This is a genomic window from Streptomyces sp. ICC4, assembly GCF_003287915.1.
Lineage (GTDB): Bacteria > Actinomycetota > Actinomycetes > Streptomycetales > Streptomycetaceae > Streptomyces > Streptomyces tritrimontium.
This window is the reverse complement of record NZ_CP030286.1, coordinates 3,265,793-3,279,330: the sequence shown is the minus strand read 5'-3', so window position 1 is coordinate 3,279,330 and position 13,538 is coordinate 3,265,793. Positions and strand designations below refer to the sequence as shown.

At 72.8% G+C, this 13,538-nt stretch carries 8 protein-coding genes and 1 pseudogene; 4 read left to right on the top strand and 5 right to left on the bottom strand.

Features of this window, described 5'->3' with window-relative positions; translation table 11 throughout:
* Window positions 1-559: 559 nt before the first annotated feature.
* Window positions 560-781: pseudogene (locus tag DRB89_RS44520) on the bottom strand (helix-turn-helix transcriptional regulator); the annotation flags it as partial.
* A gap of 605 nt (window positions 782-1,386) precedes the next feature.
* Between DRB89_RS44520 and DRB89_RS15275 the strand changes: the two are divergent.
* The 4 genes from DRB89_RS15275 (at window position 1,387) to DRB89_RS15260 (ending at window position 6,061) form a co-directional block, all read left to right on the top strand.
* Window positions 1,387-2,307, top strand: coding sequence for a hypothetical protein (locus tag DRB89_RS15275; RefSeq protein WP_112448407.1), 921 nt, complete (start codon window positions 1,387-1,389; stop codon window positions 2,305-2,307).
* Entirely contained in the window at window positions 2,304-3,002 is a 699-nt protein-coding gene (locus DRB89_RS15270; protein ID WP_112448408.1) for an ATP-binding protein, read from the top strand. The genes DRB89_RS15275 and DRB89_RS15270 overlap by 4 nt, the downstream gene beginning before the upstream one ends.
* Before the next feature lie 849 nt (window positions 3,003-3,851).
* Window positions 3,852-4,412 (top strand): plasmid mobilization relaxosome protein MobC, encoded by a 561-nt coding sequence (gene mobC, locus DRB89_RS15265; protein WP_112448409.1) that lies wholly within the window; start codon window positions 3,852-3,854, stop codon window positions 4,410-4,412.
* The gene (locus DRB89_RS15260; RefSeq protein ID WP_112463301.1) at window positions 4,409-6,061 is read left to right on the top strand and encodes a mobilization protein; all 1,653 of its coding nucleotides are present in this window, start codon (window positions 4,409-4,411) and stop codon (window positions 6,059-6,061) included. The genes mobC and DRB89_RS15260 overlap by 4 nt, the downstream gene beginning before the upstream one ends.
* 96 nt (window positions 6,062-6,157) lie before the next feature.
* Here the strand turns inward: DRB89_RS15260 and DRB89_RS15255 are convergent, their stop codons facing one another.
* From DRB89_RS15255 to DRB89_RS15240, 4 genes are all read right to left on the bottom strand, one after another.
* On the bottom strand, window positions 6,158-6,898 hold the full coding sequence (locus tag DRB89_RS15255) for an NPP1 family protein (protein WP_112449824.1): 741 nt from the start codon (window positions 6,896-6,898) through the stop codon (window positions 6,158-6,160).
* Between the two features lie 176 nt (window positions 6,899-7,074).
* A complete protein-coding gene (locus tag DRB89_RS15250; protein WP_239516157.1) occupies window positions 7,075-8,370 on the bottom strand; it encodes a serine hydrolase domain-containing protein in 1,296 nt (431 codons plus the stop codon).
* 49 nt (window positions 8,371-8,419) lie between these two features.
* On the bottom strand, window positions 8,420-9,274 hold the full coding sequence (locus DRB89_RS15245) for an NlpC/P60 family protein (RefSeq protein ID WP_112449825.1): 855 nt from the start codon (window positions 9,272-9,274) through the stop codon (window positions 8,420-8,422).
* Window positions 9,275-9,455: 181 nt separating this feature from the next.
* Window positions 9,456-13,529, bottom strand: a complete 4,074-nt coding sequence (locus tag DRB89_RS15240) for a WD40 repeat domain-containing protein (RefSeq protein WP_112463300.1) — start codon at window positions 13,527-13,529, stop codon at window positions 9,456-9,458.
* Between the last annotated feature and the right edge of the window lie 9 nt (window positions 13,530-13,538).

Genomic DNA, 13,538 nt, shown 5'->3' with positions numbered 1-13,538 from the left:
CCGGTCCCTTGGCCTTTCGAAGCGACGTACTTCACGACGGTGTTGCGACGGCAGTCGGTCTCCTCGATCACTTCAAACCCGCTCGGCCGCCACGGGGATCCACCGGTGGGATGCGTAGCCCTCGGGGCGTCGGGTCCGTCGTGCGTAGTCCACGAGGAAGAGTCGCGTCCTACATCACCCTCCAGTCGCGCAAGCACTCGCTCTCGGGGCGCCCGTCCCTTCTGGCCCCGGGCGTGGAAGGTGAGACGTGAGGCGAGCAGGTCGGTGCAGGGCTTCGCGACGGTGGGTCTGATGGCAGTACCGCGGGAGGGGGACGTCAAACTTTCTCCTTCGGCAGGGGCATGGAGGCGCCGGGCAAGCGGCTGGCGGACCGCGAGACACCAGGCGGAACAGGTGAGGACCTTCGGCAGGCAGAGCCAGCGGCCAACTGGCTTCGCGGGCGCCGTAGGAGCGGGGAAGCGAGTGGGAGAACCCCCGGGGAGGGCGCCGAGGCGGAGGAAGCCGCGCGGCACCGCCCGAGGGGTGCTGCTACAAGACCGCAGCGGGGATCGGGGCGAACGGAGACCCAGAGAGCGACGGCGACGGCAACGAGGTCGTCGACGTCGCAGCGGCGCCGGACGCATTCGATGCGGGACAGCGTCGTGGTCGACATGGGGCGGCCGAGCACGGTGACACGGCCAGCGAGCTCGCGCTGGGCGAGGCCGCGAGCGGTACGCGTGCGCTCGATGGCGCCGACAGTCCGTACTCGCGCAGGAGCGGATTCCGTGGGGTGTTTGGGCATGCGTCTGTTGTAACTCTGAATCCCCGGTTTGGGTGACCGGGGATCGTGGGGTATAAAGCCCCGCTGTCGCCTTTCGCGCAGGACTGAATAGGAGTCCAAAACTTTGCAGAGGAAGTTGCCAGTCGACAGCTTCCAGGCAATTTCGGACATCCGACACCATGCACCCAGACGGGTCGGCTGGATGGGCTGCCATGCGCCTGACGTGGGAAGCGGCGGAAACATAGACGGCGCTAGAGCCAGAGGTCAAGGCCTTCGCGGTGCGATCTTTCCCGCTCCGTATTCGACACCGGCTTTTTGGTCAACCGGGGATCCGGCCCTACCGTTATGACATTCCCCGTGCACCATTTCAACTGGTGCTGCTTCGTAACCGGAATCGCTGGACTTGCCCGAATCTGGTGTGGCTATGTTGGTCACGGCCCGGTTCGGGAATTGATGGCCCGATGCAAATGCACTGCGGACCTCCAAGCCCCCACCGAACTGCTGCTCCCTGCTGGACGATCGAGAGGAACATCTGTGCCCCACCGCACGGCCCAAGTGGCCGTCCGCGCCCCCCTGCCAGTCCGCAGGACCTCGCCCACCTACAGCGCGAAGGCGGGGCGATAGGCATGGCGCGCATCCGCACCATCAAGCCGGAGGCGTTCATCTCGGAGTCGCTCGCCGCGGTCAGCATCGCCGCCGAGCGGACCTTCTTCGGCCTGCTCACCCAGGCCGACGACCACGGGCACTTCCGCGACCAGGCCGCCGTCATCGCCGGCGCCTTGTGGTCCCTGCGGCCCGAGCACGGCGCACTGGAGGTCGAGGACGACCTCAACCAGCTCGACATGGCAGGGCTCGTCTGCCGGTACGAGGGCCCCGATGGCAAGCGGTACCTGCACATCGTCACCTTCTCCAAGCACCAGAAGGTGAACCGGCCCAGCGGTGTCCGCCACCCGGCGTGCCCGCACCACGACGGCGGCCAGGCCCCGGCGGTTTCACTGCCGCCACACGGAGGGCTCCGTGAGGAGGCCGTGCGGGCTCACGCACCCCTCGCCGAGCCCTCGCCGCAACGGCGCGAGCCCTCACCGAGTCACGTATCCGCAGGTCAGACCGGGTTCAGTGACCCCTCCCGGAGCATGCTGGGAGGACTCCTGGAGGCTGCCGTGAGTCCTCATGGTCCGGATCTAGGACCTAGGAACGTGGATCTAGGATCAACTCCGTTGGGGGGCGCGAGCGCCCCACCACCCGACACTGTCTCCCCCGCCCAACTCGTCGCCGAGTACGCCGCCGCGTGCACCAACCGGCCGCCCGCCGCCGTACTGGGCCAACTCGGCAAGGCCGTCGGCAAGCTCCTCGCCGAGCCCATCGACCCCGCCCACATCCGCGCCGGGCTGGTCCGGCTTCGGGAGAAGGCCCTGCACCCGAGTGTGCTGCCCAGCCTGGTCAACGAGGCGATGAACCCGCCACAGCGGCGTCCCAATGGCCACCAGGCCCACCGGCCTTACGCCAACCCCGCCGACGCCGAAGCCGCCTACGGAGGTGCCCTGTGACGACAGCGACCCGTGAACCCCAGCGTGCCGGGCTCCTGGCGGCCCGCCTGAACGCGATCCTCGCCGCAAAGGGCATCGATCCCGACGCGGCCCCCGCCCAGCCCGTAGCGGATCCGGTGACTGCGCTGGAGCTGGCCGACCGGCGGATCCCTCCCCGCTACCGGGAGGCCACCGCCACGGACCCCGCCGTGCGCGCCTGGGCCGAGAGGGTCGCAGGCATGGGCAGTGTGGGCCCCGGCGGCACACGGGGCATCTCGTACGGGCCTTCTCTGCTGATCGCCGGCCCCACCGGCAGCGGCAAGACCCACCAGGCCTACGGAGCCGTCCGCTCGCTCCTCGGCGCAGGCGTCCGGCTCCGCTGGCAGGCGGTGACCTCCGCCGACCTGCACGCCCAGTTCCGCCCGCGCCCCAACCACGACCCCGAGCGGGAGATCCAGGAACTCGGCCGATGCCCGCTGCTGATCCTGGACGACCTCGGCGCGGCCAAGCAGTCCGAGTGGACCGAGGAGCTGACGTACCGGCTGATCAACCGCCGCTACACCGAGATGCTTCCGACGCTGATCACCACCAACCTCCCCACCGCGGAGCTGCGCAGCGCGGTCGGGGACCGCGTCGCCTCCCGCCTCGCCGAGATGACCACCCGCGTCATCCTGACCGGCCCTGACCGCCGCCGCACACCCCCGCCGGCCGCCTGACGACTACGGTCCCCCATCCGCCACGGTCCCGGTGACCCTTGGGGACCGTCCTATCGCGACGTTTCGGTCCCACCGGAGCGGGACCGTCCCCAAATCCACACCTCGGTCCCGCCGAGGGGACCGTCCCCAGACGATCGGGGACGGTCCCGGACCGCCCGGCGACGGGGACCATCCCCGAACGGCGAAGGACATGGGGACGGTCCCCATATCGGGGTGGGGACCGTCCCCACATTGGGACCGTCCCGGAACGCTTTCCGCAGGTCAGATGGCCTATGGGTGACTCGGACCCAATTGCCCGCCCGACATCCCCAGATGGTGGGGACCGTCGGGATGGTCCCCACCATCTGGGGACCGTCCCATGTCCGATCGGGGACCGTGAGGTCATCGGATTCCGGGACCGGAGGGGACCGGTCCCCCACCGCGTCCACGGGGACGGTCCCCGGTCCGGTCCCCGAGCCTTCTCCCGCGGTCCCCCATTTCCTTCCGGTCCCAGTTCGGGACGGTCCCCGATTCCCCTGGTCCCGGTGGTCCGCGGCGGCCCGGTCCCCGAAGGGCTGCGGGGACCGGGCCCCGCACGCCTCGCCCGGGGGACCAGCCAGCCGCTCACGCCACGCCCCGGTACGCGCCTGCCCCGAGACCGCGAGGCGACCACCCCACTCACCTCACCCCGCAGGAGAACGACCCATGACACCGGCCCCGCAGCACAACGACGACACACCCTCACCGCCTTCGAAGTCATCTACGCTGATGGACCATTGGCGGCGCGCGTTCGGAATGACGGCCCCTGGCGGAGCCAGTAGTACCCCGAGTCCGACTCAAGGCCGGTCTTCGGGGATCTCCGCCCCGGGGGTGGCGGAGACGGCCCAGCGCCAGGGGGCGCCGGACCGTGAAGTCGGGTCCGAGGGCGGACCCGACCAGGACACGCTCCACGCCGTCCAGCGCGAGATCCTCCACGCCGAACGCAGCGCCGAGCCCACCGCTGGCGAGCCGACGGTGAAGAGCGTCCAGCCCACGATCCGCCGCTTCACCGGCAACAAGCGCGGCGACCGCGTCGGCCCCCTGCGCTTCACCGACAACGAACGCCCCCGCCTCCAGGAGGCCGCCGCCGAGCACGGCTACAAAGGCGAATCCGGCTTCGCCGCCGACATCGTCCTGGCCTTCATCAACGGCCGGTTCACCGCCAACCTGCCCCTATCCGAGGACCGGCGCCGCACGCACGTCTTCCGTGCCCAGGTCCTGCGCCAGTGCAACCGCATCGGCGTCAACATCAACCAGATCGCCCGCGCCCTGAACAGCGATCTCACCCCGCCCGACATACGCCAGCGTCTCGACGAGCTCCACGACCTGCTCACGGTGATCGCCGAAACCTTGCGGGAGCCCGCCAACCCGCAGGAGGTCCGACAGTCGTGATCGCGGCCATCAAGCCCTCCGGCGCCAACACCCGCGGACTGCTCGCCTACCTCTATGGCCCCGGCCGGCACGACGAGCACACCGACCCGCACATCGTGGCCGGCTTCGCCATGCTCGCCATGCCCGACCCCGGCCGCGACGAGAAAGCCACCCTCACCCAGCTCGCCCGCTACCTCGACGAACCCGTCCGGCTCCGCAACAGCGAGTTCGGCAAGAAGATCACCGACCACGTCTGGCACTGCCCCGTCCGCGCAGCCCCCGAAGACCGCCACCTCTCCGACGCCGAGTGGGGCGAGATCGCCCAGCGCATCGTCGCCGCGGCCGGCATCGCCCCCGAAGGCGACGACCTGGCCTGCCGCTGGATTGCCGTACGCCACGCCGACGACCACATCCACATCCTCACCACCACCGTCCGCGAGGACGGCCGCCGCCCCAAGCTTCACGACAGCGGCATTCGCGTCGGCGACGCCTGCCGGCAGATCGAGGAGGACTACGGCCTGCGCCGCCTGAAGAAGGGCGACCGCACCGGCACCCGCGCCCCCACCCAGGCCGAGATGCACAAGGCCCAGCGCCTCGGCTGGGAGCAGACGAGCCGCGAATGGCTCCAGGCCCGTATCCGCGCCGCCATCCCCCACGCCCGCACGGCCGAGGAGCTCCTCGCCTACCTCGAAGCCGACGGCATCGCGGTCAAGGCCCGGCGCGGCCCCTCCGGAGACCTCCTCGGCTACGCCACCGGGCGTCCCGGCGACCTCAACAAGGACGGCGAACAGGTCTTCCACCCCGGCGGGAAGATCGCCCCCGACCTCACCCTCCCCAAACTCCGTGACCGCCTCGAAGCCGGCCAGCCGGAAGAACACCCCACCGCCCGCCGCGACCAGCCCACCACCGCCTGGCACCAGGCCACCGAAGCCCTCGACACCTTCCGCACCGACCTCACCGACGACCGCCACGCCCAGGCACACATCACCGCCCTCGGTGAACTCCTCGAAGCCACCGCCCAGAACGCCCCGACCCCTCTCCGCACCGAACTCCAGGCTGCTTCAAGGGCGTTCGCACGCGCCCAACGCTCTCAGATCCGGGCGGAAGACCGCGCCGCCCACGCCATCCGCTACGCGGCCCGCGACATCGTCCACACCGCCACCGGCCCCGACGGCAGCGCCCTCGCCGCCCTCATCGCAGCCCTCCTATGGGCCGGGATCATCGCCGGCCGCTGGCACGAGGCCAAGGGCCACGCCCACCAGGCCGACGCCGCCCGCCAAGCCCTCCACCACCTGCAGGCAGCCGCCGAGCAAGCCCTAACCCCCACGCTCGTCGTACTCGAACAGCGTCAGCCGAGGGAGGAAACCCGCCGCGCCCTCGCCCACGACGTACGCGCCGCCGTCCCCGACCAAGCCGACCGGATCCTCACCGACCCCAGCTGGCCCGCACTCGCCGCCCTCCTCGCCGACGCGGAGGCCCGAGGCCACCAACCCCATCAGCTCCTGAAGGAGGCCGCAGCCCAGCGCGAACTCGGCACAGCCCGCCAACCCGCCCGCGTCCTGATCACCCGCCTCCAACACACCAGCCGCAACCCCCACCCCCACCCCCGCCCCCCACCCCGTCTCCTACTCCCATCCCCCAGGCCCCGCAGCAGGCAGAAACATCGTTAGCCTTCCTTAGCGTGACAGAAAAAAAAAACTACCGTCGGAAGCGTCAGATGTGTATAAGGGCCAGGCCCCCCGGGGCCGGCGGCCGGCCGCCCGCCGTCACGCGTGCGGATCGAACGGGATCCCGGCGGGCTTGGCCTTGGCGAGGTGGCCGTTGAACTGCCCGTCCTTGATCCCGAGGAGGGCACTGCCGAAATCGGCCTGGCTGAGCTTGTCGCGCAGCCCGGCGGGGTAGCCGTTCCAGCCGACCAGCGTCGGGTACTGCCAGGTCCCCTTGTGGTTCTCCGGCGGCTCGTCGTTGGAGTTCGCGGCACGGAAGCAGTGCGTGCTGATTCCGTCCTTGTGGTAGACGATCTTCGGGTGGGTCCCGTCGAAACGGATCTGCGAGGCGGCGTGCACCTTGAAGTTGCCGTGCTCCGAGGTGGAGACGTAGGCGACCTGGTTGTTCTGGATCCACACCACCACGTGCTCCCAGTCGTGCCGGTGCCCGGCGCTGCCGGGGCCGAGCGAGACCTGGTCCTTCTCGAAGTAGAGCGCGTACATGACGGCGCACCAGCCGTTGTTGCACTTCGCTCGGGAGTAGCCGTTGGTGTTGTTCAGGTCGGAGAGGTCGCGGCAGCTGCCGTTGACGTCGCCGCCCATCTTCAGGCCCCCGTTGATGGTCCCGTCCGGCCCGATGGCGGGGCTGGAGTAGCAGCCGTCGCGGTCGTAGTCGTAGGCGGGCTGGAAGGTCTGTTCCAGCCCGTCCGCGTTGGCGGGCAGGGCCGGGGGCGGCGCCGCGTACGCGGTCGCCGGGACGGCGAGGACCAGCGCCGCGGCCCCCGCCGTGACGGCGAGCATCCTGCGGGCCCGCCGGCCCGGCCCCCTTCGGGAACGCTTCACGGGCGGTGCGTCGGCCATCGTGTCCTCCTCATCGGTCACACGGGACAACACCCGTGTGGGAATGCGGAGTTCAGCTTTCCCGTCTCCCGCCCCCACGCCAAGGGGCGGGAGACGCCCGTGTCCGGGAACAGCCGTCAGCCGCGCTCCGGGAGGTCCGCCTCCGCCGCGGCCGGGGCGAACGCGAAGCCGCGTGCCGAGGCCGCGCCGGCGGCCGGGCCGGCGGCGGGCGCCTTGCCGCAGAAGGCCGCTTCCAGGGTTCCGCCGAGGGCGGTGTTGGCCTGGCCCCGGTTGGAGGTGTTCGCCATCGAGGAGAGGGCGCGGCTGCCGTCGCGGGTGGTGAAGGCGTAGGTGTAGAAGCCCTGCACGGTGCCGGTGTGGCCGTACACCTGCGTTCCGCAGGAGAGGTCGTACCGGCGCAGGCCCAGCCCGTAGAACCGGGTGTTCGTGGCGTCGGTCGGGGTCATGGTGAGCATGGCGTCCAGGGTGTCGGGGCGCAGCAGCTTCCCGCGGAGCAGGGAGGACATGAAGGTGCTGAGGTCGGCCGCGTTCGAGATCATCGCACCCGCGGACTGGGCCCAGGACACGGTCTGTTCGGTCGAGTCGACCAGCGGGGCGCCGGCCTCGTCCGGGTGGAGGTAGCCGTTGGCGTGCAGGCCCTTGATGGCCGTGGACGGGTGGACGTACGAGGTGTTCTTCAGCTTGAGGGGCTTGATGATGCGCCGTTCGTACTCCTTGGCCACCGGCTTCCCCGTGGCCTTCTCGATCAGCATCCCCACCACGACGAAGTTGGTGTTCGAGTACTTGTACGCGACGCCGGGCTCGGTGGTCCTCGGCTCGGCGAGGGAGAGGCCGACGAGCTCCCGGTAGGTGAACACCTTGTTCCGGACGGACTCGAAGCCGGGCACGGTGTGCTCGAACATGACGTTCGTGTAGTCCGCCAGGCCGCTGCGGTGGGTGAGCAGGTGGCGCACGGTGATGCGGTCGTCGGGCAGCAGGCCCGGCAGGTAGCTGTTGACCGGCTGGTCGAGCTTGATCTTCCCCTCGTCGACGAGCTGGAGCAGGACGACGGTGGAGAAGGTCTTGGTGACGCTGCCGATCCGGAAGCGGGCCTGCGGGTCCATCGCCGCGCCCGTGGCGCGGTCGCGGACGCCTTCCACCCTGCTCTGGACGCCGCCCGGGCCGGTGAAGCGGGCCATCGCGCCCGGCGCCCCGGCCGCCGTGGTGTTGCGCAACGCCTGCGTCAGCGCGTCCAGATCGGGCGTGACGGGCGCCACCTGGCCGGCGGACAGCGGCCCGGACAGCGGCCCGGACTGCGTGACGGGCGCCGCCTGCGCGGCGGTGGCCGGCAGCAGGCCGCCGGCCACGACGGCGAGCAGGGCGGCGCTGACGGCCAGGCGACGCTGGAGGGAAGGGGAGGGGGACGGACGCACGTTGCTCCTCGGATCGGGCTTGCGGGGTTTCCTCAGACCTTACGGATGATCATGGGCAGGTGGGGACACTTTCCAGCCAAGCCGGTCCCTGGACGTAAATGTTCGTCATCCAGGCCTTGTAGTCGGGAAGATAGGACCAGGCGTCATTGGTGTGGCCGTCCGAGGTCACCTGTTCGGCGTGCTTCTGGCACTCGACGCGGACCGTCGTCGGCCCGGGCAGGGCGTAGACCCGCGCGGCCGCCGAGGCGGGCTCGGACTTGGTCCAGACGCCGCTGCCCCAGGTGCGGAAGACGTGCCCGCTCACCGGCCCCGTGTCCACGCGCACCGCGCCGTGGTAGCCGGCCGTCAGCCGTACGTCACTGACCATCAGCTTGGTGCCCGACTGCTTGGCCTCCACCATCTTGCCCGCACCCAGGTACAGGGCGATGTGGTGCAGGTGCCGGGAGGTCCCCCACACCAGCAGGTCGCCGGGGAGCAGCGGCGCCAGGCCCTGGGCGGCGGTGAAGCGCCCGGCCGCGCGGTGCGTGTAGTACTGCGCGCTGGCCACCCCGTCGAGCGGGTCCGAGCCGGTGGCCTGGGCGTAGGCATGGCGGACGAGTCCCGAGCAGTCGAAGCCCAGCCGTTCGGGATCGTGTTCGCTGGCCGGATCGGTGGGGTCCACCTGCCCGTACGTGGCACCGGGCTGCGGGCCGTGCCCGCCGCCCCACGTGTACCAGACCCCCTTTCCCACCTGCTCGCAGGCGGCGCCGACGGCCCGCTCGGCAGCGGCCGAGGCGCCCGGCGCCAGGACCCGGCACGCCCCTTCGGCGGTCGCCGGGGTGGCGGGGGTGCACAGGAGAACGGCGAGGAGCGCGAGGAGCGTTCCGACGAGCAGGGTCCGGCTGTGGCCGGTTCGGTGGAGCATGGGGAGACCTCGATTTCTCATGGCACGGCGAAGCGCCGCCGTCCGCGCGGGACTTGGCACGTGCCGGCGCCCCGTCCGGAGAACAGCCTGGCGGCCGCCGCCGCGCCGCGTCGAGAGCCGGGCGAAGCACCACCCGGACGGGCAACGGGAAACCCCCGGGAAACCCTCTCCGACCAGCGGCCTAAGCCGCGCAGTCGCGGGCCGCGCGCACCGGCAGACCCGGTGCCAGGGCCTGCCGCTCCCGTGGTCCTATGCCGCCCCGCACACGGCAGATGTCCGCGAGCCGCGCCCCCGGGTCCGGATTCCACAGCCGTACGGTGCCGTCGTTGCTGCTGCTCGCGACCGTCCGCCCGTCCGGGGAGAAGGCGACGCCCCAGACCGCGTTCGTATGGCCGGAGAGGGCGGCCCGGAGCCGGTGTCCGGGCACGTCCCACAGCCGCACCGTACGGTCGTTGCCGCTACTGGCCAGGGTCCGCCCGTCGGGGGAGAAGGCGATGCCCCGCGCGGAGCCGGTGTGGCCGGTGAGCACGGCGGTGACCCGGCGCCGGCCCGTGTCCCAGAGCCGGACCGTCCCGTCGTTGCCACTGCTCGCCAGCGTGTGCCCGTCCGGGCCGAACGCGACGGCCCGTACCGCGCCCGCGTGTCCGGTGAGCACGCCGAGCGGACGGCGCCCGGCCACGTCCCACAGCCGCACGGTCAGATCGTCCCCGGCGCTGGCCAGGGTCCGCCCGTCCGGGCTGAAGTCCACGTCGTTGGCGAAGTCCGTGTGTCCGGTGAGGGTGGTGAGCGGGGTGCGGGTGGCGGTGTCCCAGAGGCGTACGGTGCCGTCGGCGCCGGCCGAGGCGAGGGTGCGCCCGTCCGGGGCGAAGGCCACCGAGAACACGGTCCCGGCGTGTCCGGTGAGGGTGGTGAGCGGGGTGCGGGTGGCGGTGTCCCAGAGGCGTACGGTGCCGTCGGCGCCCGCTGAGGCGAGGGTGCGCCCGTCCGGGGCGAAGGCCACCGAGAACACGGTCTCGGCGTGTCCGGTGAGGGTGGCCCGGACCCGTCGCGCGGCCACGTCCCACACCAGCACGGTGTGATCGGCGTCGGCCGTGGCCAGCGTCTTGCCGTCCGGGCTGTAGGCGGCGTGCCAGACCTCGGTGAACGGACGGGCCGTCAGCACCGGCCCCCGCAGGTCCCACAGCACGACGGACTGGTCGAAGGCGGCGGTGGCCAGCACCGACCCGGCGGGGTCCACCGCGACGGCGAGCACGTAGTCCGTGTGCCCGGCGAGGGTCGCGGTGAGCCGCCCGCCCCGCACGTCCCACAACCGGGTGGTGCCGTCGCCGCCCGCGCTGATGACCGTCGTGCCGTCCGGCGTGTAGGCGACGGCGTTGACGTCGTCGCTGTGCCCGGTGAGGGTGGCGAGCACGGTGTGCGCGGCGACGTCCCACACCCGCACCGTGCGGTCGACCCCGCCGGTGGCGACCGTCCGCCCGTCCGGGGCGAAGGCCGCGCCCAGCACCTCTCCGGTGTGGCCCTCCAGCACGGTGAGCGGGCGGGCCCGCGCCGTGTCCCACATCCGTACGGTGCCGTCGGCGCCGGCCGACACGAGCGAACGGCCGTCCGGCGCGTACGCGAGGGAGTTGACCCGCCCGGTGTGCCCGGTCAGGGCCGCGATCTCGCGGTGTCCGCCGACCGGGTCCAGCAGTTGGACGCTCCCGTCGGCGCGGCCGACGGCCAGCGTGCGCCCGTCGGGGGCGAAGGCCAGCGCCCTGGCCCCCGCCGTGGGCGCGGGCAGCACCACCGCCGCACCGGGGGCGGCGCCCGGCCCGGCGACGGGCCAGAGCCGGACCGGACCGGTCGTGGAACCGGCCGCCAGGGTCCGCCCGTCGGGGCTGAAGGCCACCGTGCGCACCCGGCCGGGCACGGTGAAGGACGCGACCGTGCGGCGGTCGGCGACCCGGCGCAGCAGGACCCGCCCGTCGGATCCGGCCGTCGCCATGAGCGCGCCGCCCGGGGCGAAGGCCACCGAGTTGACCGGCCCGTCGTGCCCGCCCAACCGGGCCAGGAACGGCTGGGACTGGGTGCTGAGCAGGGCTCCGCGCGCCTCGGGGGTCGCCTCGGCGCGGTACGCCTCCTCGGCGAGCAGCATCGAGGCCTCGGGCTGGCCGGCGGCCAGCGACAGCGAGCGCGCGGCCAGGGCCTGCGAGCGGGCGGTCCGCTCCTGGCCGAGCGCCCCGGAGCGCTGCTGGTACGCCACCGCGCCGGCGCCCAGCGCCAGGACGAGCAGGACGACGAGCGTGGCCAGCATCCGCTGGCGCAGCCGGACTTGCAGCCTCGCCTGGCACAGGCGGCTCTCCTGCGCGGCCCGGCTCGCCCGCAGGAACTCCGCTTCCAGGGGGCCGAGCCTGCCGCCGTCGACCTCGTCCGCCCAGGCCCGGGCGGTCGCCAGGCGGGCGCCGCGGTAGAGGACGGAGGGGTCGCGGCCCTCGCGCACCCATTCGTCTGCGGCCTGGGCCAGCTGCTGGTGGACGAGCAGTCCGGCCCGGTCGGCGTGGATCCAGCCGCGCAGCCGCGGCCAGGCGTGCAGCAGGGCCTCGTGGGTGATCTCCACGGTCGCGCTGTCGGTGGTGACCAGCCGGGCCCGTACGAAGGCGTCGAGGGCGGCAGAGGTCCGCTCGGCGTCGGGCCGCCCCTCCAGCAGGGCGGCCCGGCTGACCCGGCGCCGGGTGGGCACCGCGCCGTCGGCGATGTGGACCAGCCGCACCAGCAGCCGCCGGATCGTGCGCTGTTCGGCCGGGTAGAGGCCGGCGAAGACCCGCTCGGCGCTCCGCGCCACGGCGCCCTGGATCCCCCCGGCGTACTCGTAGCCCGCGACGGTGAGCGTGGAGCCCTCGCGCCGCTGCCAGGTGGCCATCAGCGCGTGGGACATCAGGGGCAGCGCGGCGGAGGGCGTCTCGCCCGGCCAGGCGTCCGGTCCGGGGCGCGGGGCGCCGGGCGGTGCGGCCCGCTCCGCCGCCTCGCGCACACCCGCGTCCCGCAGGAGGAGCGGGACCAGCCCGGGTTCCAGTGCGAGCCCGGCGAGCTCCGCCGGACGCGTGATCGATTCCCGCAGTTCGGCCACGGACATCGGGGGCAGGACGAACAGCCCGTCGGTGAAGACGGTGGCCAGCCCGGGCAGGTCCAGGCAGTCCCCGGAGAAGTCGGCCCGCACCCCGAGCACGACGGCGGCCGGTTCGTACCCGGTCCGCGCGGGCCGGGACACGGCCACGGCGCGGAGCACCCGGACGAAGGCGCGGCGCTCCTCCTCATCGGAGCAGAGGGTGAACAGCTCCTCGAACTGGTCGACCAGCAGCACCGGCCGCACGGTCGGCGGCCGCCGACCGCCCGGACCGGCCCCCGGGAGCGGCGGGCCGCCCTCCGACCGCCGGTGCACGGCTTCGAGCAGCCGCTCCGGACGGGCGCGCAACTCCCGCGGACTGATGCCGAGATCGTCCCCCAGCACCTTGGCGGCGGCGTCGAGCAGTTCCTGCAGCGGGTGCGCGGTGGGCGTGAACCGGATGACCGGCCAGCCGTCGGCGCCCGCCACGGGGAAGTCCCCGCGCCGAAGGGCCGGTACCAGACCGGCGCTGAGCAGCGAGGACTTGCCGGCGCCCGACCTGGCGACGAGCAGCAGCGGGCCGTGGCCCAGGCGTTCGAAGAGCCGCTCGACGAGGGCGGACGTGGCGCGCTCCCGGCCGAAGAACCACCCCGCGTCCTCGGGGGTGAACGCGGGCAGGCCCCGGTAGGGGCACTCGCCCGGCGACTGCGGACCGGCCGGTCCGCCGGCCCCGTCCGGCGGCCCGGACCGTGCCCGGCCCTCGGATCCGTCACGGGATCCGTCACGCGATCCGGCCCGGGATCCGTCGCGGGGTCCGGCCAGGCCGGAGGGGAGGCCGGACCCGGCGGGTGCCGCGGCCGCCTGACCCGGCCCCTCGCTCTCCGGTACCAGCCGCAGGAGTTCGCCCTCCGCGCGCAGGACCCGGTCACAGCAGCGCGCGACATCGGCCGTGACCGGCTTCGCGCCCGTCTCGATCTTGCTCAGGTAGCCCTTGCTGTAGTGGGTCTCGCGGGCGAGGTCGGCGAGCGACAGCCCGCGCTGCAGGCGCAGGCGTCTCAGCTGGGCGGGAAAGGGCGGCACGGGCACGACGGCGTCCGCCGAACCGTTCGGTGTGTGCCGGCGGCCGGCGGTGTTCCCGCGGTCCGGATCCCCCAAGACGACCCCCATGGCCATGTGCGCCCA

Coding starts and splice junctions, on each gene's coding strand:
- DRB89_RS15275 (WP_112448407.1), top strand. CDS start 1,387: ATGGCGCGCATCCGCACCATCAAGCCGGAGGCGTTCATCTCGGAGTCG.
- DRB89_RS15255 (WP_112449824.1), bottom strand. CDS start 6,898: ATGCTCGCCGTCACGGCGGGGGCCGCGGCGCTGGTCCTCGCCGTCCCG.
- DRB89_RS15245 (WP_112449825.1), bottom strand. CDS start 9,274: ATGCTCCACCGAACCGGCCACAGCCGGACCCTGCTCGTCGGAACGCTC.
- DRB89_RS15240 (WP_112463300.1), bottom strand. CDS start 13,529: ATGGCCATGGGGGTCGTCTTGGGGGATCCGGACCGCGGGAACACCGCC.